The sequence below is a fragment of the Klebsiella sp. P1954 genome (assembly GCF_018199955.1).
GTDB classification, from domain to species: domain Bacteria; phylum Pseudomonadota; class Gammaproteobacteria; order Enterobacterales; family Enterobacteriaceae; genus Klebsiella; species Klebsiella pneumoniae.
The window spans coordinates 532,338-553,754 of sequence record NZ_CP073373.1 but is presented as its reverse complement, the minus strand read 5'-3'; the positions used below and the strand labels follow the sequence as shown (position 1 = coordinate 553,754).

General features: G+C 60.2%; 22 protein-coding genes. 11 read left to right on the top strand and 11 right to left on the bottom strand.

The genetic code is table 11. The annotated features are described in order from the left end of the window. Positions 1–146: 146 nt before the first annotated feature. On the bottom strand, positions 147–1,421 hold the full coding sequence (locus tag KB890_RS02795) for a Glu/Leu/Phe/Val family dehydrogenase (RefSeq protein WP_004151574.1): 1,275 nt from the start codon (positions 1,419–1,421) through the stop codon (positions 147–149). 212 nt (positions 1,422–1,633) lie between these two features. Further along, positions 1,634–1,780, bottom strand: a complete 147-nt coding sequence (locus KB890_RS02790) for a hypothetical protein (RefSeq protein WP_004892379.1) — start codon at positions 1,778–1,780, stop codon at positions 1,634–1,636. 169 nt (positions 1,781–1,949) lie between these two features. On the opposite strand from KB890_RS02790, the gene KB890_RS02785 reads away from it, so the two are divergent. The 6 genes from KB890_RS02785 to KB890_RS02760 are packed head-to-tail and all read left to right on the top strand — an operon-like array spanning position 1,950 to position 9,461. Beyond that, entirely contained in the window at positions 1,950–3,155 is a 1,206-nt protein-coding gene (locus KB890_RS02785) for a bifunctional succinylornithine transaminase/acetylornithine transaminase (protein ID WP_020324624.1), read from the top strand. Between the two features lie 18 nt (positions 3,156–3,173). Beyond that, a complete protein-coding gene (astA, locus tag KB890_RS02780; protein WP_004140076.1) occupies positions 3,174–4,196 on the top strand; it encodes an arginine N-succinyltransferase in 1,023 nt (340 codons plus the stop codon). After that, complete coding sequence (gene astD, locus KB890_RS02775) at positions 4,187–5,653, top strand: succinylglutamate-semialdehyde dehydrogenase (RefSeq protein WP_020324645.1); 1,467 nt, start codon at positions 4,187–4,189, stop codon at positions 5,651–5,653. The genes astA and astD overlap by 10 nt, the downstream gene beginning before the upstream one ends. A 21-nt stretch (positions 5,654–5,674) precedes the next feature. Continuing rightward, entirely contained in the window at positions 5,675–7,015 is a 1,341-nt protein-coding gene (astB, locus tag KB890_RS02770; RefSeq protein ID WP_020324654.1) for an N-succinylarginine dihydrolase, read from the top strand. Positions 7,016–7,025: 10 nt separating this feature from the next. After that, positions 7,026–8,021: a succinylglutamate desuccinylase gene (gene astE, locus KB890_RS02765; RefSeq protein ID WP_020324677.1), complete on the top strand. Its 996-nt coding sequence runs from the start codon at positions 7,026–7,028 to the stop codon at positions 8,019–8,021. Between the two features lie 9 nt (positions 8,022–8,030). Then, a complete protein-coding gene (locus tag KB890_RS02760; protein WP_002903059.1) occupies positions 8,031–9,461 on the top strand; it encodes an amino acid permease in 1,431 nt (476 codons plus the stop codon). Positions 9,462–9,669: 208 nt separating this feature from the next. Here KB890_RS02760 and KB890_RS02755 read toward each other — a convergent pair whose 3' ends face one another. Continuing rightward, a complete protein-coding gene (locus tag KB890_RS02755) occupies positions 9,670–10,995 on the bottom strand; it encodes an MFS transporter (protein ID WP_020324682.1) in 1,326 nt (441 codons plus the stop codon). 380 nt (positions 10,996–11,375) lie between these two features. On the opposite strand from KB890_RS02755, the gene KB890_RS02750 reads away from it, so the two are divergent. Then, positions 11,376–12,176 (top strand): YdcF family protein, encoded by an 801-nt coding sequence (locus KB890_RS02750; protein ID WP_020324640.1) that lies wholly within the window; start codon positions 11,376–11,378, stop codon positions 12,174–12,176. Positions 12,177–12,237: 61 nt separating this feature from the next. Here the strand turns inward: KB890_RS02750 and KB890_RS02745 are convergent, their stop codons facing one another. Then, positions 12,238–12,375 (bottom strand): hypothetical protein, encoded by a 138-nt coding sequence (locus KB890_RS02745; RefSeq protein WP_004140057.1) that lies wholly within the window; start codon positions 12,373–12,375, stop codon positions 12,238–12,240. Here KB890_RS02745 and aldA point away from each other — a divergent pair. Then, complete coding sequence (gene aldA, locus KB890_RS02740) at positions 12,374–13,813, top strand: aldehyde dehydrogenase (RefSeq protein ID WP_020324658.1); 1,440 nt, start codon at positions 12,374–12,376, stop codon at positions 13,811–13,813. The genes KB890_RS02745 and aldA overlap by 2 nt on opposite strands. Positions 13,814–13,861: 48 nt before the next feature. Here the strand turns inward: aldA and gap are convergent, their stop codons facing one another. After that, positions 13,862–14,860 carry a type I glyceraldehyde-3-phosphate dehydrogenase gene (gap, locus tag KB890_RS02735; RefSeq protein WP_002903227.1) on the bottom strand — a complete coding sequence of 333 codons (999 nt, stop codon included), beginning with the start codon at positions 14,858–14,860 and terminating at the stop codon, positions 13,862–13,864. Between the two features lie 282 nt (positions 14,861–15,142). Between gap and KB890_RS02730 the strand changes: the two genes are divergently transcribed. Continuing rightward, positions 15,143–15,301, top strand: coding sequence for a YqaE/Pmp3 family membrane protein (locus KB890_RS02730; RefSeq protein WP_002903230.1), 159 nt, complete (start codon positions 15,143–15,145; stop codon positions 15,299–15,301). Positions 15,302–15,335: 34 nt separating this feature from the next. Here the strand turns inward: KB890_RS02730 and KB890_RS02725 are convergent, their stop codons facing one another. The 4 genes from KB890_RS02725 to KB890_RS02710 form a co-directional block, all read right to left on the bottom strand. Beyond that, a complete protein-coding gene (locus tag KB890_RS02725; RefSeq protein ID WP_004224558.1) occupies positions 15,336–15,728 on the bottom strand; it encodes a DUF1398 domain-containing protein in 393 nt (130 codons plus the stop codon). Positions 15,729–15,978: 250 nt separating this feature from the next. Next, complete coding sequence (gene yedF / locus KB890_RS02720) at positions 15,979–16,212, bottom strand: sulfurtransferase-like selenium metabolism protein YedF (protein WP_020324676.1); 234 nt, start codon at positions 16,210–16,212, stop codon at positions 15,979–15,981. Further along, positions 16,209–17,417, bottom strand: coding sequence for a selenium metabolism membrane protein YedE/FdhT (gene yedE / locus KB890_RS02715; protein WP_020324666.1), 1,209 nt, complete (start codon positions 17,415–17,417; stop codon positions 16,209–16,211). The genes yedF and yedE overlap by 4 nt, the downstream gene beginning before the upstream one ends. Before the next feature lie 103 nt (positions 17,418–17,520). Next, complete coding sequence (locus tag KB890_RS02710) at positions 17,521–17,874, bottom strand: DUF1304 domain-containing protein (RefSeq protein WP_004179665.1); 354 nt, start codon at positions 17,872–17,874, stop codon at positions 17,521–17,523. A 236-nt stretch (positions 17,875–18,110) separates the two neighbouring features. On the opposite strand from KB890_RS02710, the gene KB890_RS02705 reads away from it, so the two are divergent. Then, positions 18,111–18,590, top strand: coding sequence for a hypothetical protein (locus KB890_RS02705; RefSeq protein ID WP_004179667.1), 480 nt, complete (start codon positions 18,111–18,113; stop codon positions 18,588–18,590). Between the two features lie 69 nt (positions 18,591–18,659). Here the strand turns inward: KB890_RS02705 and ydfZ are convergent, their stop codons facing one another. Further along, positions 18,660–18,863, bottom strand: a complete 204-nt coding sequence (gene ydfZ / locus KB890_RS02700) for a putative selenium delivery protein YdfZ (RefSeq protein WP_004151566.1) — start codon at positions 18,861–18,863, stop codon at positions 18,660–18,662. 311 nt (positions 18,864–19,174) lie between these two features. Between ydfZ and KB890_RS02695 the strand changes: the two genes are divergently transcribed. After that, positions 19,175–20,203, top strand: a complete 1,029-nt coding sequence (locus tag KB890_RS02695) for a CorA family divalent cation transporter (protein WP_004179669.1) — start codon at positions 19,175–19,177, stop codon at positions 20,201–20,203. Between the two features lie 13 nt (positions 20,204–20,216). Here KB890_RS02695 and KB890_RS02690 read toward each other — a convergent pair whose 3' ends face one another. After that, on the bottom strand, positions 20,217–21,389 hold the full coding sequence (locus KB890_RS02690; protein WP_020324679.1) for a MalY/PatB family protein: 1,173 nt from the start codon (positions 21,387–21,389) through the stop codon (positions 20,217–20,219). Positions 21,390–21,417 lie beyond the last annotated feature (28 nt).

The following is a 21,417-nucleotide window of genomic DNA, read 5'->3' as shown; positions in this document are numbered from 1 at the left end:
GGCAGCGGATGGTTATCACTTGCGTGACGTTGTCACCTTTGCCGAACAACTCCTCGTCAGATAGCGCACATTCTCGGCGGTTAACGGCGCGGCAAAGAAAAAAAGGGGCGGCGCAAGGCCACCCCTGATGCGGTTGCTGATGGGGATCAGCCCGGGTAGATGCCGCGGTCTTTACGCGCCATCAGGATGCGCTCGCAGGCCACGATATAGGCGGCGGTGCGCAGCGTACACTCTTTCTCGGCGGCTTTATCCCAGACGTGCACGATAGCGTCGGTCATAATGCGGTCCATCTTGGCGTTGATCTCCTCTTCGCTCCAGAAGAAGCTGGCCATGTCCTGTACCCACTCAAAGTAGCTGACGGTCACCCCGCCGGCGTTGCAGATAACGTCCGGCACCACGATCACGCCGCGCTCGGCCAGCACGTCGTCCGCTTCCGGATAGGTTGGGCCGTTGGCCCCTTCCAGCACCAGTTTGCAGGTCAGCTTCTCCGCGCGCTCGCGGGTGATTTGCCCTTCCAGCGCCGCCGGGATCAGGATGTCCATCGGAGTGGTCCAGAAGGCGTCTTTATCGATCTCCTGGGCGCCCGGGAAACCGGCAATCTGCTTTTTCTCCGCCTGCCAGGCGGTGAGGGCGGCCATATCGATTCCGCCTTCGTTATACAGGGTCGCGGTATGATCCTGAATAACCACGATACGAGCGCCGACGCCGGCGAACAGGCGGGCCGCTTCGCTACCGACGTTACCAAAGCCCTGCAGCGCCACTTTGGCGCCTTCAATTTCGATACCGGCGCGACGGGCAACTTCCCGGCCGGTGACAAACACGCCGCGTCCGGTGGCTTTTTCACGACCGAGGGAGCCGCCGAGGTGGATCGGTTTGCCAGTGACCACGCCGGTGATGGTGGTGCCATGGTTCATGGAGTAGGTGTCCATCATCCATGCCATCACTTTGCCATTGGTGCCGACGTCCGGCGCCGGAATATCTTTCTGCGGCCCGATAATAATGCCGATTTCGCTGGTGTAGCGGCGGGTCAGACGCTCCAGTTCACCTTCCGACAAGGAGAAGGGGTCGACGCGGATGCCGCCTTTGGCCCCGCCGTAAGGAATATTGACCGCGGCGCACTTAATGGTCATCCAGGCAGAAAGTGCCATGACTTCGTTAAGATCGACATCCGGATGGTAGCGAACACCACCTTTACCCGGTCCGCGCGACAGATTGTGCTGAACGCGATAGCCCTCGAAGTGGCGGATGGTGCCGTCGTCCATTTGCACAGGAATGTCGACGATCAGCGCGCGCTTCGGATGGCGCAGGGTTTCCACCCAGTAGGCAAGATCGCCGAGATAAGGCGCGACGCGGTCGATCTGGCGCAGGTAGGTGGTCCATGGAGATGTACTACTTTCAGATGCGTAAGATAACTTTTCCATAAGAGTCCTGTTTCTCAGTGTTATTTATGTCGTGTAAAACCGTGGAATAGCTACAGCAGTAAACTCTGTGCAATGAATGGTATCACCAATTTTATAAAGCGGTATTTGACGGCAATTCCGATTTTTAAATTTTTGTTAGATTTTTTATTTTTTAAGTGAATAACTACGCACGTCAACCACCCGCAAGCTGTGCATTTTAATTCACTTTTTATTCACTTAAGTGCATAAGAAAATATTTTTTCTATGTTTTTCATTATCTTGATGATCTTCAAAAAGTGAATAAATTGCTTTTTTCCGTATTGACAATCTTGTTGTTCACAGGCCAGCATTAGCCCACACAACAACATGGCATTAACCATGAATTAACAATTACCCGCAAAAAGAATAGGGCTTTATTTTTCTGTGGTGAATATTTTTACCATCGCAGCGGGCGCGCTCGTGCCCAAAATAAGCCGAGGGGCAGGGTTAATGTCGATTGTCCAACGCGACGGGAGCGTTTTCCGTCGTCTTACGTTCCGGAGATAAATTATGTCAGGCAGTATGACTCGCGAAGATTTTGACGCTTACCTGGTTCCCTGTTTTGCCCCCGCGCCGTTTATTCCGGTCAGAGCGGCGGGCTCCCGCGTCTGGGACCAGCAGGGGAAAGAGTATATCGATATGGCGGGCGGCATCGCAGTGAACGCCCTGGGCCATGCTCACCCGGCGCTGGCTCAGGCCCTGCAGGATCAACTGGCGAAACTGTGGCATATCGGCAATGGCTATACCAACGAGCCGGTGCTGCAGCTGGCAAAAACCCTCGTGCAGTCGACCTTTGCCGACAAGGTGTTTTTCTGCAACTCCGGCGCCGAAGCCAACGAGGCGGCCCTTAAGCTGGCGCGGAAATATGCCCACGATAAGTTTGGCGGTGAAAAAAGCGAAATCATCGCCTTCAACCTCGCCTTCCATGGCCGCACGCTGTTCACCGTCTCCGTTGGCGGCCAGCCGAAATATTCCAGCGATTATGCTCCGCTGCCGCAGGGCATTACCCATCTGCCCTATAACGATATCGAGGCGGTCACCGCGGCGATCTCCTCGCGCACCTGCGCGGTGATCGTCGAGCCGATTATCGGCGAAGGCGGGGTGATCCCGGCGGACCCGGCGTTCCTGCAGGCGCTGCGTACCCTCTGCGATCGCCATCATGCCACTCTGATATTCGATGAGGTGCAGACCGGCGCCGGGCGTACCGGCCATCTCTACGCCTACCAGCATTACAACGTCGTCCCGGACATTCTCACCAGCGCCAAAGGGCTGGGGGGCGGCTTCCCGATCGGCGCGATGCTGGCGAAAGAGGCCTGGGCGCAGGTCTTCCAGCCAGGCACCCATGGCACCACCTTCGGCGGCAACCCGCTGGCGGCAACCGTCGCTAACGCCGTGCTGGCCCATCTCGATGCGCCGCTGCTGGCGGGCGTTGGCGAGCGCCATGCGCTGATCGTTGACCAGTTGAATGCGATCTCTGCCCGTTACGATGCGTTCAGCGCCGTGCGCGGCACCGGTCTGCTGATCGGCGCTGAGCTGGCGGGGCCGCTGCGCGGCAAGGCCAAAACATTGACCAACCTGGCGGCGGAAGAGGGGCTGATCGCCCTGATTGCCGGCCCGGACGTGCTGCGCTTCGCGCCGGCGCTCAATATCCCGCTGGCGGATATTGCGGAAGCCTTCGTGCGCCTTGATCGCGCCGTTGCTCGCTTAACCCGCTAATCGGGAGGACGGCCTGTGATGCTATTTCGTCCCGTACGGGAAAACGATCTCGACGACATCGTCCGCCTCGCCGCGCGGGCGGGGGTCGGCATGACCTCCTTACCGCATGACGTCGGGCGTCTGGCGGCCCGGATCCGGCGCAGTATCGAGACCTTCGCCGGCGAACTGCCGCGCAGCCAGCAGGGTTTCCTGTTTGTGCTGGAGGACACCGCGCTGGCGCGGGTGGTGGGGGTGAGCGCCATTGAGGTCGCAGTGGGCCTGGACGAGCCGTTTTACAATTTTCGCATTCAGAAAACGGTGCGCGCCTCGAAAGCGCTGGGAGTCTATAAGCCCCAGGAGCTACTTAATCTCAGCTATGACCACACCGGGCATAGTGAGCTGTGTACGCTGTTTCTCGACCCGGCGTATCAGCGCAACCGCAATGGTCTGCTGCTCTCCAAGGCGCGCTTTTTATTTATCGCCGCCTTTCGCGAGTGGTTCTCCCCGCACCTGTTTGCCGAACTGCGCGGCTGCAGCGATGAGCAGGGTCAGTCGCCGTTCTGGGATGCGCTGGGCCATCATTTCTTCGACATCCCGTTCGCCGATGCCGACCGGCTGACCGGCACCGGCATGAAAACCTTTATTGCCGAACTGATGCCGGCGTACCCGATCTATATCTCACTGCTGCCGGAAGCGGCCCGCGGGGTCATCGGTCAGGTGCATCCCAATACCGCCCCGGCGCGGGCGATCCTCGAGAAAGAGGGTTTCAGCTGGCGCGGCTCGGTGGATATTTTCGATGCCGGTCCGGTGCTGGAGGCGGACACCGATCAGATCCGCGCCGTGCGCGACAGCCAGCGTCTGCCTGTCCGGCAGCTGATGGGCGACCTGCCGGCGCCGACCCTCGTCGCCAACGGTCAATTCGACAACTTTCGGGCGCTGCTGGTGGCCCACGAAGAGCAGGTCTCGCTTGACAGCGCCGCGCTGGACGCGCTGCAGGTCAGTGAAACCGACCGCGTTTATACGGTAACCCTGAATCCAGAGGACAACAGATCATGGCGGTAAAAGCACAGTTTATAGCCGGGCAGTGGCTGCCAGGCAGCGGCGCAACGATGAGCAAACTGGCCCCGGAGGATCAGTCGCTGCTGTGGCAGGCGGCCAGCGCGGGGGCTGACGACGTCCAGGCGGCCTGCGCCGCGGCGCGCGCGGGGTTTTATCCTTGGTCGCACCGGCCGCTGGCCGAGCGTATTGACGTCGTACAGCGTTTTGCCGCGCTGCTGGAGACGCATAAAGAGGCGCTGGCGACCCTGATTTCCCGCGAGACCAGCAAGCCGCTGTGGGAGACCCGCACCGAAGTGCAGGCGATGATCGGCAAGGCCGCGATCTCCATCGAGGCCTATCACCAGCGGACGGGCTTTCATGAGTCGACGCTGCCGGACGGTAAAGCGCTGCTGCGCCACAAACCGCACGGCGTGATGGCGGTCTTTGGCCCCTACAACTTCCCGGGCCACCTGCCCAACGGACATATCATTCCGGCGCTGATCGCCGGGAACACCATTGTGTTTAAACCCAGCGAGCTGACGCCGGCTACCGCTGAAATGACCGTCCAGCTGTGGCAGCAGGCGGGCATCCCCGACGGGGCGATCAACCTGCTGCAGGGCGGAAAAGCCACCGGCCAGGCGCTGCTGGAAAATCGTGATATCGACGGCGTGCTGTTCACCGGCAGCGCGGCGGCCGGTTTCCACTTCCATCGCTACTTCGGCGGCCAGCCGGAGAAGATGCTGGCCCTCGAGATGGGCGGCAACAACGCACTGATCGTCGCCGACGTGGCCGATATCGATGCGGCGCTGCATGTGATTATCCAGTCGGCGTTTATCTCTGCCGGGCAGCGCTGCACCTGCGCGCGCCGGCTGCTCGTGCCGCGCGGCGAGCAGGGGGATGCGCTGCTGCAGCGGCTGGTAGAGGCCAGCGCGCAGATCCGCGCCGGCAAGTGGGATGATCAGCCGGCGCCGTTTATGGGCGGGGTGATCTCTCTCGACGCTGCGCAGAACATGCTGGCGGCGCAGCAAAAACTGGAGGGGCTCGGCGGCAAGGTGCTGCTGCGCATGCGCCAGCCTGACCCGCGCTCCACGGTGCTGACCCCGGGGATCGTCGACGTCACCGGTATTGAGGTGCCGGATGAAGAGTACTTTGGCCCGCTGCTGACGATTATCCGTTACGACGGCTTCCCGGAGGCGATTCGCCTCGCCAATCAGACCCGCTATGGCCTGGCCGTCGGGCTGATCTCCAGCGATGCGGCGCAGTTTGATCAGCTGGCGGACGAGGCGCGAGCCGGGATCGTCAACTGGAACAAGCCGCTGACCGGCGCATCGAGTAAAGCGCCGTTTGGCGGGGTGGGCGCCTCCGGCAACCATCGCGCGGCAGCGTGGTACGCCGCCGATTACTGTGCCTGGCCGATGGCCTCTCTGGTCAGCGATACGCTGACGCTTCCGGCGACGGTATCGCCGGGCCTGCCATTCTGATAACGGATCCTGTGAGGACATATGTCTGGTTTTGAAGCAAACTTTGATGGCCTGGTCGGCCCGACGCACCACTACGCCGGACTCTCCGTCGGCAATGAAGCCTCGCAAAATAACCGCGATGGTCTCTCTAACCCTAAAAAGGCGGCGCTGCAGGGGCTGTATAAAATGAAAGCCCTGGCCGATCGCGGCTTCGTGCAGGGCATTCTGCCGCCGCAGCCGCGGCCGAATCTGCGTCTGCTGCGTGAAGTGGGTTTCCAGGGCAGCGATGAGCAGGTTATCCGGCAGGCGGCCCACGCGGCGCCGCAGCTGCTCTCCGCCTTCAGCTCCGCCTCGTCGATGTGGACCGCCAACGCGGCGACCGTCTCACCGTCGGCGGACAGCGCCGATGGCAAAGTCCATTTCACCGTCGCCAACCTGAACAATAAGCTGCACCGTATGCAGGAGGCACCCACCACCTCGGCGATCCTTGGCGCCACGTTCGCCGATCCGCGCTACTTTGCCCACCATGCGGCGCTGCCGCAGCATGGCGACCTCGGCGATGAAGGGGCGGCCAACCATAACCGCTTCTGCCGGGAATATGACCGGCAGGGGGTGCAGTTTTTCGTCTATGGTCGACGCGCCAGCGGCGGTATCGCCCCGGTGAAGTATCCGGCGCGGCAGACCCTCGAGGCCAGCGAAGCGGTGGCCCGCCTGCATCAGCTGGATCCGCGCTACACGGTGTTTGCCCAGCAGGCGCCGCAGGCTATCGATCGCGGCGTGTTTCATAACGACGTCATCGCGGTCAGCAATCGCCATGTGCTGTTTCACCATCAGCAGGCGTTTGTCGATCAGGCGACAGTGCTGGCCACGCTGCGGGCTAAAAGCGACAGTCTGGATATCCCGTTCACCAGCGTGGAAGTGCCGGACGAGCGGGTTTCGCTCGATGACGCCGTGGCCTCATACCTGTTCAACAGCCAGCTGCTGAGCAAACCAGACGGCAAGATGCTGATCGTGGTGCCGGAGGAGTGCCGCCAGCGGGAAAACGTCTGGCGCTATCTCAGCGATCTCGCCGTCGACAGCGCATCGCCGATCGATGAAGTGGCGGTCTTTGACCTGCGGGAAAGCATGCGCAACGGCGGCGGCCCGGCCTGTCTGCGGCTGCGAGTGGTACTCAACGAGGCGGAGCGCCAGGCGGTCAACGCCCATAGCCTGATGAACGACGAACGTTATCAGCAGCTGACGGCATGGGTGGAAAAACACTATCGCGACCGGCTGCATGCCCGCGATCTGGCGGACCCGCAGCTGCTGCGCGAGGTTTATCAGGCGCTGGATGAGCTGACGCAGATCCTGCGCCTCGGCGCGGTCTATGATTTTCAGCGTTAAGGAGCGGCAGATGGAGCACCTGGTTAACGATTTACTGCACTGCCGCCTGCAGGCGTGGACCTTTCCGGCGGGCATCGAGGCCCGCTGGCTGGGCGAGGGCATTTTACAGCTGCTGCCGACGGCGCCGTGGCGCCAGGCGACGATCCTCTCCGCCGGCGTGCATGGCAATGAGACCGCGCCGATTGAACTGCTGCTGCAGCTAACCCACGATCTGAGCCAGGGGCGGCAGCCGCTCACGCAGGCGCTGCTGATCGTCTTTGGTAATCTGCCGGCGATCCGCGCCGCGCGCCGCTATCTGCATAACGACCTGAATCGCCTGTTCGGCGGCCGCCATCTGGCGGTCACCCCGGGAAATGAGTCGCGGCGGGCTTTTGCGCTGGAGCAGGCGGTGCAGGCTTTTTATCGCGCCGCCGATGCGGCGGGGCCGGTCAACCGTGGTCATCTCGATATGCACACCGCCATTCGCGGATCGCTGTATCGCCAGTTTGCGCTGCTCCCGGCCCACGCCGGGGATTTTTCGCCCGATTTCTATCAGCTGCTGCAGGCCAGCGGGATGGACGCCGTCGTGCGCCATACCGAAGCGGGCGGCACCTTCACCCATTTCACCTGCGAAAAGTTCGCCGCGCAAAGCGCCACCCTGGAGCTGGGGAAAGTGATGCCGTTCGGCGCCAACGATCTCAGCCTGTTCGCCGCCGCCGACGCGGCGATCCGGTCCTGGATCGCTGATGCGCCGCTGCCGCCGCGCGACAAAGCGCCGGTGGACTACTTCCTGGTCGAGGAGAGCATCATCAAGCGCGAGGGGGAATTTACGCTTAATCTCGCGGCAGACGTTGAAAACTTCACCGCGCTCCCGGCAGGGTATGAGATCGCCCGCCAGGCAGAGAAACGTTGGGTGGTGCAGGCCCGGGCCCCCTATATCCTCTTTCCCAACGCCGGGGTCGCCACCGGCCAGCGCGCCGGGCTGTTGCTCCGCGCCGCTGCCCTTCGTCTCCCGCAACCAGCCTGAGGAAACACCATGACTGAACATCAACATCAGGCGTCACCTGCCGCCGGAGGTGAAGGCGCGTCACAGCTTAAGCGCGGGCTCAGCGCCCGCCATATCCAGATGATTGCCCTCGGGGGCGCCATCGGCACCGGGCTGTTTATGGGGGCGGGGCGCAACATCGCCGTCGCCGGCACCTCGATCCTGGTTATCTATGTGCTGGTCGGGTTCTTTACCTATATGGTGATGCGGGCGATGGGCGAGCTGCTGCTCACCCGCCATGACTACCGCTCGTTTGCCGACTTTGTCGGCGAGTATCTCGGGCCGCAGGCCAGCTTTTACCTCGGCTGGACCTACTGGCTAAGCTGGGTGGTGACCTGTATCGCCGACGTGGTGGTCTGCGGGAGCTATATGCAGTACTGGTTCCCGGAACTGTCGGCGTGGATGCCGGCCCTCAGCATGCTGGCGATCCTGTTCCTGCTTAACCTGCTGTCGGTGAAAATGTTTGGCGAGGCGGAGTTCTGGTTCGCCCTGATCAAGGTGATCACCATTATCGCCCTGATCGGCACCGGCGGCTGGATGATTGCCACCGGCTGGACCTCCCCGGACGGCGTGACGGCCTCCCTCAGCCATCTCACCGACCCGACGGCCTTTATGCCCCACGGCATCACCGGCTTTTTCGCCGGCTTCCAGATAGCGATCTTCTCCTTTACCGGCATTGAGCTGCTGGGCACCATGACGGCGGAGACCCGCGATCCGCAGCGCATTTTGCCCAAGGCGATCAATGCTCTGCCGCTGCGGATTATCATCTTCTATCTGCTGTCGATGGTGGTGATCATCGCTGTCGCCTCGTGGCCGGGGGTGTCGGCGGAGACCAGCCCCTTCGTGACGCTGTTCGCCAAGGCCGGGCTGCCTGCAGCCGCGGCGGTGATTAACTTTGTGGCGCTGACCTCGGCGATGTCCTCGGCCAACAGCGGGGTCTTCTCCAGCACCCGCATGCTGTACGGCCTGTCGGTGGAGAAGCATGCGCACTGGCAGTTTCGTATCCTGTCGCGCAGTACCCGCATTCCGGTGCGCAGCCTGCTGTTCTCCTGCTTCTGCATGCTGATCGGCACGCTGTTGCTGTTTCTGGTGCCGAACGTGATGACCCTGTTCACCATCGTCTCGACCCTGGCGGCGATTATGGTGGTGTTCAGCTGGGGGATGATCCTCGTGGCCTATCTGGTTTACCGCCGTCAGCGTCCGGACCTGCACGCCGGGTCGATCTTTAAGATGCCCGCCGGGGTAGTGATGAGCTGGGTGAGCCTGCTGTTCTTCGCGTTCGCTATCTTCATCATGATCTTTGACCCGGACACGCTGCTGGCGCTGTTGGCTTCTCCGCTGTGGTTTATCGCGCTGTGGGGCTTCTGGAAGCTGAAGCAGCGGCGCGAGGGGCAGCTTCAGCTGGACAACCAGAGCGCCTGACACCCGCCGGCCCTGGCGGCCGGCTAAGCAGGGGGGAAGACTTGACGCCTGTTTCTGCCCGGTGGCGGCTGGCGCCTTACCGGGCCTACATGCTTACCGGACCTGGGATAAGCGGTTTCCCCCGCCGCGCGATCTCTCCCCAGGCCCGCGCACGCGCAGCGCCGCCGGGCGGGATAGTCGGCGCCGTAGTAGCCCTGGCGGGCGGCGGTCAGGCGCTTTCCGCCCGGGAGGGGGCCGTGCCCAACGCGGACTTCATCCGGCTGGCGCAGAATATCGCCAGCAGCGAAATCACCACCGTAACGCCCAGATAAACGGCCACCGGCCGCCAGTCACCGTCATATTTCGCCAGCAGACCGGTGGCGATAAGCGGCGCGGTGCCCCCGGCCAGCGCGGCGCCCAGCTGGTAGCCGAGGGTGATCCCGGTATAGCGCACATTGGCGCTGAAAATCTCAGAGCACAGGGTGCCGAGCACCGCGGTTACCGGCGCCCACAGGATGCCGAAGGCAACGATCGTCGCCAGCATGATGCCCCAGCCGGTGCCGGTGTCGAGCAGAAGGAACCACGGGACGATAAACAGCCCCAGCAGCACCACGCTCAGGGTGTACATCTTTTGCCGACCCACCTTGTCTGACAGCAGCCCCATCAGCGGGATCATCACGGTGGCCACCAGCGCGCCCAGGGTCACGGATTCCAGCGCCTGCGACTTCTGATAGCTCAGGGTGGTGGTGGCGTAGCTGACCACAAAGGTGGAGAAGATATAGAAGGGGGCGGTCTCCACCACTTTCAGGCCGGCGGCGATCAGCACTTCCCGCCAGTGGTGCTTGAGCGTATCGCGCAGCGGGGCCTTCGCCACCTGGCCGGATTTTTTCACCTGCTTAAAGGCGGGCGTTTCGTCGATATCTTTGCGGATCCACAGGCCGAGAAAAACGAGGACGGAGCTGAGCAGGAACGGTATGCGCCAGCCCCAGGCGAGAAACTGCGCCTCATCGAACAGCGTCATCAGCGAGACGATAAATGTCGCCATCAACATGCCGATGGTCACCCCGGCCTGGGGAATGCTGCCGAAAAAGCCTTTCCGCTTTTCCGGCGCGTATTCATAGGCCAGCAGCAGCGCGCCGCCCCATTCGCCGCCGATACCCATGCCCTGAATAATGCGCAGAGTAATCAGCAGGGCCGGCGCCCAGAGGCCCACCATCTCGTAGGTGGGCAGCAGGCCGATCGCCACCGTGGCGCTCCCCATCAGCGACAGGGTCAGCACCAGCGTCTTCTTGCGGCCGATGCGATCGCCGATATGGGCGAAAATCACGCCGCCGATGGGGCGGATAAAAAACGTCAGCGAGAAGGAGAGCCAGGAGAGGATCAGGCCGATAACCGGGTCGACCATCGGAAAGAAGATTTTGTTGAACACCAGCGCGGCGGCGGTGCCATAGAGAAAATAATCGAACCATTCGATGGCGCTGCCTGTCAGGCTCGCGATCAGTACCTTCTTGTTTTTCTGCAGAATGGATGCAGTGTTGTCTTGTGGATTGCTCATTACGAAACGTTCTCCCGCCACGGTAGATAGGTCAGGTGTCACTCTGTACGAGCAGGGTGCAACCTGATGTGAAAAGGTTGTGTAATTGTTAAGCAACTTAGGGTTGAAGGTTACAATTGGCAAATTTATCGCTGGCAAACTGGGCGTTATGGCGCGCTTTGAACTGGTATAACCGCGACGCTATTTTTTATTTTCCACCTGATTTTGCTGTTTTTTGTTATTTTCATAGTGAGTTGTTCAGGTGCAACCTGCCTGTTTTTAGATGTTTCTTGTTATTTCAAAATGGTTACAAATCGACGCCGCTATGCCTTCCGGTAGGCGGCGTTTATGATAGCGAAAGCATCCTCTCCGCTCGGCTGAGAGAGGATTAAGGAGACAGAATGGCAGAACAATTTCCTCCGCTGTCGGCAGCGACGCTGGCGGCGGCTAACCAGGTCGGCGCCTGGCTGGCGCAGGACGATCTGGCGACGCTGCCCGCGCTGCCGCAGGTGGACGTGGTAGTGCTGGCCGGCAACGCCGTGATCCCAACCATCGACGCCGCCTGCCGTCTGGCGGCGGCGCAGGTGGTCCCGCTGCTGATCAGCGGCGGCGTGGGACATTCTACGGGCTATCTCTACGAGGCGGTGCGCCAGGATCCCCGTTACCGTACGTTGCTGGTGGATGGCCGCCCGGAAGCGCATATTCTGGCCGACATTGCTCATGACTACTGGCACATCCCCCATTCGCGGCTGGTGGTGGAGGACCAGTCAACCAACTGCGGTGAGAACGCCCGTTTTACCCGGACCACGCTGGAGAGCCGGGGGCTCGCCCATTGTCGCGGGATCGTCATTCAGGACCCGACTATGCAGCGGCGAACCATGGCTACCTTCGCCCGCGTCTGGCAGGGGGAGACGACGCCGCCGCAGTGGTTGAGCTTTCCCGGCTGCTCGCCGGTGCTGGAGCAGACCGATGGCCAACTGGGGTTCGCGGGCGGCGGAGCGGGGCTCTGGCCGGTCACCCGCTACCTGGCGCTGCTGCTGGGCGAGCTGCCGCGCCTGCAGGATACCCCTGAAGGGTACGGTCCGCGGGGAAAAGACTTCATCAGCCATGTCACCTTCCCGCCGGAGATCCTCGACGCCTGGCGACAGCTGCGGGAGGACGCCCAGCTTGCCGGGGCGCTGCAGGCCCGCACCCTCGGCTGAAAAATGCCCGTTTACGGCAGATTCGTCGCAAACGGGCAATTTGTGTTATTAAAATGTAACCTCAAGCGGGCATTTTTGGCCCGTTTTTATGAATCAGCTCACAGAACTGCGTCAATGTGCTGCCGAACAGCGGCTTATCCGCCCGATATTTAACAAAAAAATCACCTGTTAAATACAAATGCACCACAGGAGCAGCCATGACAGCACCCGTTCAACACCCGATGTATATTGATGGCCAGTTCGTTTCCGGTCGCGGCGACGGCTGGATCGACGTGCTTAACCCGGCGACCGAAGCGCTGCTGTCGCGGATCCCGGACGGGACTGCCGAAGAGGCGCGACTGGCGATTGACGCCGCCGAGCGCGCCCAGCCCGGCTGGGAAGCGCTGCCGGCGATTGAGCGCGCGGGCTGGCTGCGCAAAATTGCCGCCGGTATCCGTCACCGTGCCGACGAGATCGCCGGGCTGATTGTCGCTGAAGGCGGCAAGATCCAGCAGCTGGCGGCGGTGGAGGTTGCGTTCACCGCGGACTATCTCGACTATATGGCAGAATGGGCGCGCCGTTACGAAGGTGAGATCGTGCAGAGCGATCGCCCGGGGGAGAATATCCTTGTCTTTAAACGCGCGCTGGGGGTGACCACCGGGATCCTGCCGTGGAACTTCCCGTTCTTTCTTATCGCCCGCAAGCTGGCGCCGGCCCTGATCACTGGAAATACCATCGTCATTAAGCCCAGCGAATTTACGCCCAACAATGCCATCGCCTTTGCCGAGATTGTCCATCAGGTTGGGTTGCCGAAAGGGGTCTTTAACCTTGTGCTTGGCCGCGGAGAAACCGTTGGCCAGGAGCTGGCCGGCAATCCGAAGGTGGCGATGGTCAGCATGACCGGCAGCGTGGCGGCGGGAGAAAAAATTATGGCCGCTGCGGCGAAAAATATCACCAAAGTGTGCCTCGAGCTCGGCGGCAAAGCGCCTGCCATTGTAATGGATGATGCGGATCTGGAGCTGGCGGTGAAAGCGGTAGTGGACTCGCGGGTGATTAACACCGGGCAGGTGTGTAACTGCGTCGAGCGGGTCTATGTTCAGCAGGGAATATACGACCGCTTCGTCAACCGCCTCGGTGAGGCGATGAAGGCCGTCCAGTTTGGCGACCCGGCGACGCGAGATGACATCGCGATGGGGCCGCTGATCAACGCGGCGGCGCGGGACCAGGTGGCGGGCAAAGTGGCGAAGGCGGTGGCGCAGGGGGCGCGGGTGGCGCTGGGCGGTCAGCCGCTGGATGGCAAAGGCTATTTTTATCCGCCGACCCTGCTGCTGGATGTACGTCAGGAGATGGACATTATCCATGAGGAAACCTTCGGTCCGGTGCTGCCGGTGGTGGCCTTTTCGACCCTCGATGAGGCGCTGGCGATGGCCAATGACAGCGATTATGGCCTGACCTCCTCAATCTATACCCGCGATCTGAACGTGGCGATGAAAGCGATTAAGGGACTGAAGTTTGGCGAAACCTATATCAACCGTGAGAACTTTGAGGCGATGCAGGGGTTCCACGCCGGCTGGCGTAAGTCGGGGATCGGCGGCGCAGATGGCCGCCACGGCCTGAATGAGTACCTGCAGACCCAGGTGGTCTATCTGCAGGCCTGAGGCACTCCACACAGAACCGGCGGACAGCGCAGGCTGTCCGCCGTTCACTTAGCGGGCAAATTTCTCCAGCACGCGGATCAGTTGGGTGACAAAGCCGTATTCGTTATCGTACCAGGCGACGGTTTTCACCAGCTGTACGCCGCCGGCCTCCACAATCTCCAGCTGGGTAGCATCGTAGATCGAACCGAAATGGCTGCCGATGATATCGGAAGAGACGATCTCCTCTTCGGTGTAACCAAAGGATTCGTTACCCTCGGCCGCCTGCCTCATCGCCTGATTGACCTCATCCGCAGTCACCTTTTTCTCCAGCACCGATACCAGCTCCGTCACTGAGCCGGTTTTGGTCGGTACACGCTGGGCATGGCCTTTCAGCTTACCGCTCAGGGCAGGGATCACCAGGCCAATGGCTTTTGCCGCGCCGGTAGTGTGCGGGATAACGTTTTCCGCCGCCGCCCTGGAGGCGCGCAGATCTTTTCCGCGCGGCCCGTCCACCAGCGACTGGGTGCCGGTATAGGCGTGGATGGTGGTCATGGTGCCTACGGTGATGCCGAAGGCATCCTGCAGAACTTTGGCCATCGGCGCCAGGCAGTTGGTGGTGCAGGAGGCCACGGAGATGATGGTGTCATCCGGGGTCAGGGTGTCATCGTTGACGTTGTAGACGATGGTTTTCATCTCGCCGGCGGGGGCGGAAATCAGCACTTTGCGCGCGCCGGCCTGGAGATGGGCTTGCGATTTCTCGGCCGAGGTGTAGAACCCGGTACACTCCACAATCACCTCGGCGCCTGCCGCCTGCCATGGAATATGCTGCGCCTCTTTTTCGGCATACACCGTAATGGTTTTGCCGTTGACGATCAGCGCATCTTCGGTAAAGTCGACGCTCCACGGGAAGGGGCCGTAGTTTGAATCATGCTTCAACAGGTAGGCCAGCACCTTTGGCGAAGTGAGGTCGTTGATAGCCACCACTTCCAGGCTGCTGTCGACTTCTAATAAACGACGTAACACCAGACGTCCGATACGACCAAATCCATTAATCCCAAGTTTACTCATGGATATTCTCCGGTTGGTAAAACGACTCGATGTGATGAAACTCCTCCAGGCTTAGCCCTGTCCCCCTGATTGGTCAACTGACAATCTGTGCGCTTTGCCAGGGCCTGCGGGCCGGAGAGGGGAAAAGTGAATGTTTTCCCGGTCTTTTTTGCCCGTGACGGCAGGGAATGATTTTTGTTACCAGAGATGAGGGGGCTGCCTGCTGGCGAAACGACGAAAAGCGTCTATGCTTAACTATTGAATAGCTTAGTAAAAAATTGACGTTAGACGAAGGGAGAGGTTATGGGATTCTGGAGAATCGTTTTCACTATCATTCTGCCGCCGCTGGGGGTGCTGCTGGGAAAAGGCTTCGGCTGGGCGTTTATTCTCAATATCATTTTGACCCTGCTGGGCTATATTCCTGGCCTGATCCACGCCTTTTGGGTGCAGACCCGCGATTAAAGGCTGACCCTCGCCGCCTCCCCCTGAGACCTGTTCAGGGGGGCATCAGGCACTCTTTATATAACAGCGTATTATCCTTCGACCAGTAGTGCCGGGTCTCCTCTTCCAGATCGACGATCCACTTAAATACCCCGGCGCTGGCAAGATCCCGGCAGTACTGTTCAAAGTTAATGGCCCGGGCAAAGTGGCGGATAACGGCGGCCCTGGTCAGACAATGGCTGGCCTCAGCGCGAACGCGCAGCAGCCCGCGGGCGCTTTTTACCGAGACTACCTCGTCGTTTGCCATTACGAAATTCATATTGCCGGTGGAAACAAAATAGATGTAGTAGGAGACCTGATGCCGACGCAGTTCATTGGCGAAGGTGGCATAGTCGGCGTCAGAACGCGCTTGCTCAAAAAAATGACCCAGCCTGACCAGCAGTTCCATTTCGATCCTTATCGTGTCGCTGTGTGCGGCTTTGGCCGATAGCGGCAGAAACCATTCACTAAATAACTTATTCGCATTTTAATAATATAGGCGCGTTATATTAATGGTTATTGCGTAACTGGAACACGGTTTCAAGTGTTACAATCTATTGCAATCGTTTGGCTACCTGGTCAGCGATGCGTAAGCGAACGGCGAGGCGGGAACGAGGAGACAAGCGCCGGCGGGGAAGGCCGCCGGCGGGAAAACGGCGCTACTTCTGAATCAAATAGCGAATGGTTGGGCCATCCTGCTGAATATCCAGCACCGTATAGCCATGATTTTTGGCATCGAGCGGAATGTTATTGATTGACTGCGGACAGTCGCTGACCACTTCGAGGATCTCGCCTTTTTGCAGGGAGGGCATTGCCTCCAGGGTGGCAACCGCCGGATAGGGGCAGGGCTCGCCGACCATATCCAGGCGATAATCAGGGATGATGTTTTTCATGCGCTCTCCTTCACGGTCCGGATCGCCGCCTGGCGGCGGAAAAAATGTCTCTCCCAGGCGATCACCAGCAGCAGGGCGATCAGCAGCAGTAGATAGGTGGCCAGTAGTCCGCCAAAGGGACCGAAGGCGTTCAGCAGGTTGACTTTCTGCCAGTGGGTGGCGAGCGGGGCGGCGATATCGTTCCAGCACCAGGCGAGCAGCGTTGAGCCGATGACGTTGCCCAGCCCAACCCACCAGTAGTGAACCTGGCCCTCCACCGCCCGGTACATCCAGCCGGTCTCACAGCCGCCGGCCAGCACGATGCCAAAGCCAAATAGTAGCCCGCCAATCGCCGCATTAGGACCGGCCCACATAATTTTCGGCGCCATCCCCAATTGCACATAGCTGAAGATACCGATGGCGCTCGCCGCCATGCCGAAGATAATCGCCTTCGCCATCACCGTCCGGCCGGTGATCCACATATCGCGAAAGGCGGAGGTAAAGCAGATCTGCGCGCGCTCGATAAGCAGACCAAAGCCAATACCGAACAGCATCGCCAGGCCGAGCGCCGGGTGGTCTGCGGCGGTGAGCAGGCCCCAGCCGATCATGGCGAAAAAGACCACCATCCCCAGGCGGAAACGGCGGCGCGCCTGCTGCGGTTTTTGGGTTAACGGCGAGGCGGTGGACACCTTTTGTATTTTTACCGGGATGCGAAAAAGGGGCAGCAGCGTGAAGCGGGCGCCAAACCAGGAGCCGATGGCGGTGGCGATGGCAAACAGCCAGGCGTGCAGGGAGAACTGCGGAATGCCGGTGAAGAAGGCCGCCAGGTTGCAGCCCATCGCCAGCCGTGCGCCGAACCCGGCGATGATGCCGCCCGCCACGGCCTGCGCAATGCGGATCCGGCTGCGTGGCAAGCGCAGTTTGACGTTATTCGCCCACAGCGCGGCGGCCAGGCAGCCGCCGAACATGCCGATGATCATCCTGCCATCGATGCGGGTCAGCGGCGACCCTTCGAGATGTATCAGCTGGTAATAGCCCCACTGTTCGCTGTGGACGCCCAGCAGCTGCAGCAGCTGACCACCCCAGCGGGTGAATTCGCCGGTCACCGCCCAGAAGGTGCCGGTGATGCCAAAATAGTAGGTAGAGAGAATGCCCGCGGCAATGACCGCCGGGACAGGAGACCAGAACCGGATAAGCCAGGCCTGTTTGAAGGATTGCCATGTCATAAAAATGCCTCTGAACTCAGAAGGTATTAACGGTCGATTACCGACCAAAGGGGGCAAATAGTACCCGCCTTAGCGCCTGCTTTCTCTGTTTTGGATCAAGGCCCTACGCTTGCGTCAGCACGGCAACCAGCGCCAGCAGCGCGGGCAGCGCCTGAATATAGAGAATTTTGCGGCTGGCGGTCAGCGCGCCGAAAATCCCGGCGGCCAGCACGCAGGCCAGGAAAAAGATAACCACCTGCACCCCCGGCGCCCCCAGCCACAGCCCCCATGCCAGGCCGGCGGCCAGAAAGCCGTTATACAAGCCCTGGTTGGCCGCCAGCACCCGGGTCTGCCGGGCGAAATCGGCGCTGAGGTTAAAGGCCCGGCGCCCGGCGGAGCCTTCCCAGAGAAACATCTCCAGCACCAGGATGGCGAGATGAATAATAGCGACCAGCGCAACGAGGAGAGTGGCTAACACAGCGGTCCTTAACGATTAGGGGAATGTTTCTCCAGTATAACCGCAGGCGCTCACCAGGCGAGAGGACGACTGCTATAGTGCAGATAGCGTCATATTTTCCCGCCGCGAAGAGCGCCGGTTTATCTGATTGCCCTTTGGTTTAGCTAAGCGGTGCTAGCATGCCGGGTTCTTTTTACGGGTATGGCATAGGTTACTGAATGGTAAATAAATTATGGATTTTGTTATCAGCGCTACTAATGGTTGCCATGCCGTCGGCGCAGGCCGGGGAATTAAACCTCTATTCGATGAATACCGGTTCCTATGTCTATCATATGACGGGTAACCACGGACAATATAACGAACATTTCAATAACAACTTTTTCTCGGTGGAGCGCAAGTTTTCTCAGGATTCAAAATACAGCGTGCTGGTCGGAACGATGAAAAACAGCTTTGACGATCGTTGCCTGACCCTCGGCGTGCGCCGCGACTGGCTGAAAAACGATACCGGCTGGGTACTGAAAGGGGTGTATGCCTATACCGGGGAATTTTTCTTTGATGCCTTCAGCCACTGTGGGGATTCCGGCACCTACCGCACCGCCAAAAAAATCACCGGCATCGGTTTTTCGCCCTACCTCTATCATGGCCTGCAATATAATTTCACCGATTATTTCGGTGTGGAAGGCGGCATTATTGTGCCGGCGATCTTTGTGATGAGTGTTCAGTGGAGCTTTCGCTAGACGCTTTATTTCCCGGGAAAAGAGCAGGCCACCACAGGTGGCCTGATACTAACGACCTGGCGGCAGGAATTAATGGAAGCCGAGACGGATCAGATCCAACGGGCAGAAGCGGCCCTCGCAGCCGTCGATTTCAACGCAGTCCGCCCGGCGCAGCTGCTCAGCGGTTTTCCCCTCGCCATGGATAGCTTTAATCACGCCCGTCGTCCCGTTACCGGCGATCATTACCATGCTGCCGGTAGCAATAGCGTTACGATTACGGTCATAGGTTTTCATGGTCTCCTCCTCAATAAACCTGGGTGAAAGCAATGATTAAGCGCGCAAATTAATACCGCTTTCTGCCTAAAAAAGTTTTGAGGATAATCAAATTTATTTTAATAACCGCCTGAGCATAAAGGCAAGAAGACCTTCTGTTCGCCTCCATCGCATCGCCTGCGCGGCGAGGGGATGAAGCGTGATACTGGCCGTCATATGTCAGCCAGGTTACTGTTTTATGACCAGATTATTAACCTTGCCAGCCCGCGGAAAATAGCGAAAGATGACAATATTCGGGCATCAACGGTGCCAGTGCCTGTCCTGAGGGAGCCATGAGTCAAGACGTCACCGCGAAGATGTTAAAGCCCGATTTTGATAGTGAAGTTTCCGGCCTGGTGCATGGCTATTTGTTTCATGAACAGCGCCCCCCGCAGCCGATCGCCTCTGGCGAGGTATGCGCCCGCTATCAGGCGCTCGCCGATGACAAGGCGTTTATCTGGTTACACCTGAATCTTAATCATGCCACCGCCGAGAAATGGTTAACCAGCCACTTTCCGGTGGCCGATTTTTTCTTCGAGGAGATCCGCAGCGGCTCGCACACCACCCGCATTGAGCGACAGGGGGAAAATCTGTTCGCTGTGCTTAACGATGTGCTGTTTCGTCCGCAGGATACCAGCGCGGAAACCGCCACGCTGTGGCTCTACTGTAGCCCCAGGCTGGTGGTGACGGCGCGCTTCAAACCGTTGCGGTTTATCGAATGGATGCTGCCGCGCTTGCAGACGCTCAGGGTGAACACGTCTACTGAGCTGCTGGCCTTTCTGCTGGAGGAGCAGGAGGAGGTGCTGGAGCAGGTCGTCCGCCAGGCCAGCCGCCATGTTGACCTTATTGAAGAGCGTCTTCTGAGCAATCACGTGCAGCGCAACCGGGCCGATCTGGCGCGGCTACGGCGGATGCTTTTACGCTTCCAGCGGCTGCTGGCGCCGGAGCCGGCGGCGATGTTCCGGCTGCTTAACCGGCCGCCGGCGTGGATGGATCGCGCGGTGGTGCAGGCGTTTCGTCAGTTCACCGAAGAGTTTAGCGTGGTGCTCAACGATCTGTCGGGCCTGATCGAGCGCATCAGTCTGCTGCAGGAGGAGATTGGCGCCCGCCAGCTGGAGCAGAGCAATCGCACCCTCTATACCCTGACGGTGATCACCGTCCTCGCGCTGCCGATTAACATCGTCGCCGGTTTTTTCGGCATGAACGTCGGTGGGATCCCGCTGGCAAGCAACCACCACGGGTTTATCCTGCTGGTGGTGATTGTCGCTGTCTTTACCCTCGGCGCCGGTTACCTGGCGTTTCGCCGGCGCGATGACCTGTAGATTGCGCGTCGAATCAGCTGAGGCTGCGCAGGGCGGCAATCAGTCCTTCGACACCGCGTTCCAGCTTCTCGCGCGGGCAGCCGACGTTGAGTCGCAGAAAGCCGTTGCCCTCAGGACCATAGGTATAACCCGGCATAATCGCCACCTTCTGTTCGGCGATCAGCGCCTGCTGTAGCGCGCGATCGTCAACGTTGAGCGGGCGCAGGTCGATCCATGCCAGGTAGGTGGCCTCCGGCGGCTGCCAGCCGAGCGCGGGGAAGGCGTTGTTGAGCGTGTCGGCGACATAGCGCATATTCGCCTGCAGGTAGTCGCGCAGGGCATCGAGCCAGGGAGCCCCGTCGCGGTAGGCGGCGATATGGGCGACCAGCGCCGGCACGGAAGGGGAAGAGAGCCCGTCGCGACCCTTTAGCGCCTGCAGGTAGCTGTCGCGCTCGTTCTCTTCGGGGATAAAGCCGTAGGCCCCGGTAAAGGCCGGAATATTGAAGCTCTTCGAACCGGAGGTGAACAGCGCCCATGGTCCCTGAGCGACCTCGCTCCACGGGATATGGCGGTGTTCGCTCCAGGTCATGTCCATATGAATTTCGTCGCTAATCACCCTGACGCCATGTTTTTGACACAGGGCCGCCATGGTCTCCAGCTCCTCGCGACGCCAGACTTTCCCCGTTGGGTTGTGCGGGCTGCACAGCAGCAGCAGGGTATTCTTTGGCTCCGCCAGCGCCGCCTCCAGGCGGTCCATATCGCAGCGCCACCGATTATCCTTCAGGATCAATGGCACCGGGGCAATCCGCCGCCGGTTAGCGGTGATGGTGTTATAGAACGCATCGTAGGCAGGGGTGTGGACCACGACGCCGTCGCCTTCTTTCGACCACTGGCGGATGGTTTCCGCCACCATGTAGATAACAGACGGTCCGTAGACCACAGATTGCGGATCGATGTCGCTGTTAAAGCGACTGGCGTACCAGTGGGCAATCGCCCCGAGAAACGCCTCGTTGCGCCAGCGGCTGTAGCCGAACACCCCGTGGGCCAGCCGCTGGCTAACGGCGTCGAGAATACAGGGCGCGGTGGCGAAATCCATATCGGAAATAGTGAACGGCAGCAGATCGGCGGCGCCAAACCGGTCGGCGACATAGTCCCATTGCGTGCACCAGGTGCCGTGGCGATCGATAGGGGTGGCAAAATCAAACATTGGAGCTTCCTTAGCGAGCGCCCCCTCC

Bases quoted from the DNA above. Each gene is read 5' to 3' on its own strand.
- KB890_RS02795 (WP_004151574.1), bottom strand. From the start codon at position 1,421: ATGGAAAAGTTATCTTACGCATCTGAAAGTAGTACATCTCCATGGACC.
- KB890_RS02790 (WP_004892379.1), bottom strand. From the start codon at position 1,780: ATGGTTAATGCCATGTTGTTGTGTGGGCTAATGCTGGCCTGTGAACAA.
- KB890_RS02785 (WP_020324624.1), top strand. From the start codon at position 1,950: ATGTCAGGCAGTATGACTCGCGAAGATTTTGACGCTTACCTGGTTCCC.
- astA (WP_004140076.1), top strand. From the start codon at position 3,174: ATGCTATTTCGTCCCGTACGGGAAAACGATCTCGACGACATCGTCCGC.
- astD (WP_020324645.1), top strand. From the start codon at position 4,187: ATGGCGGTAAAAGCACAGTTTATAGCCGGGCAGTGGCTGCCAGGCAGC.
- astB (WP_020324654.1), top strand. From the start codon at position 5,675: ATGTCTGGTTTTGAAGCAAACTTTGATGGCCTGGTCGGCCCGACGCAC.
- astE (WP_020324677.1), top strand. From the start codon at position 7,026: ATGGAGCACCTGGTTAACGATTTACTGCACTGCCGCCTGCAGGCGTGG.
- KB890_RS02760 (WP_002903059.1), top strand. From the start codon at position 8,031: ATGACTGAACATCAACATCAGGCGTCACCTGCCGCCGGAGGTGAAGGC.
- KB890_RS02755 (WP_020324682.1), bottom strand. From the start codon at position 10,995: ATGAGCAATCCACAAGACAACACTGCATCCATTCTGCAGAAAAACAAG.
- KB890_RS02750 (WP_020324640.1), top strand. From the start codon at position 11,376: ATGGCAGAACAATTTCCTCCGCTGTCGGCAGCGACGCTGGCGGCGGCT.
- aldA (WP_020324658.1), top strand. From the start codon at position 12,374: ATGACAGCACCCGTTCAACACCCGATGTATATTGATGGCCAGTTCGTT.
- KB890_RS02745 (WP_004140057.1), bottom strand. From the start codon at position 12,375: ATGGCTGCTCCTGTGGTGCATTTGTATTTAACAGGTGATTTTTTTGTT.
- gap (WP_002903227.1), bottom strand. From the start codon at position 14,860: ATGAGTAAACTTGGGATTAATGGATTTGGTCGTATCGGACGTCTGGTG.
- KB890_RS02730 (WP_002903230.1), top strand. From the start codon at position 15,143: ATGGGATTCTGGAGAATCGTTTTCACTATCATTCTGCCGCCGCTGGGG.
- KB890_RS02725 (WP_004224558.1), bottom strand. From the start codon at position 15,728: ATGGAACTGCTGGTCAGGCTGGGTCATTTTTTTGAGCAAGCGCGTTCT.
- yedF (WP_020324676.1), bottom strand. From the start codon at position 16,212: ATGAAAAACATCATCCCTGATTATCGCCTGGATATGGTCGGCGAGCCC.
- yedE (WP_020324666.1), bottom strand. From the start codon at position 17,417: ATGACATGGCAATCCTTCAAACAGGCCTGGCTTATCCGGTTCTGGTCT.
- KB890_RS02705 (WP_004179667.1), top strand. From the start codon at position 18,111: ATGGTTGCCATGCCGTCGGCGCAGGCCGGGGAATTAAACCTCTATTCG.
- ydfZ (WP_004151566.1), bottom strand. From the start codon at position 18,863: ATGAAAACCTATGACCGTAATCGTAACGCTATTGCTACCGGCAGCATG.
- KB890_RS02695 (WP_004179669.1), top strand. From the start codon at position 19,175: ATGAGTCAAGACGTCACCGCGAAGATGTTAAAGCCCGATTTTGATAGT.
- KB890_RS02690 (WP_020324679.1), bottom strand. From the start codon at position 21,389: ATGTTTGATTTTGCCACCCCTATCGATCGCCACGGCACCTGGTGCACG.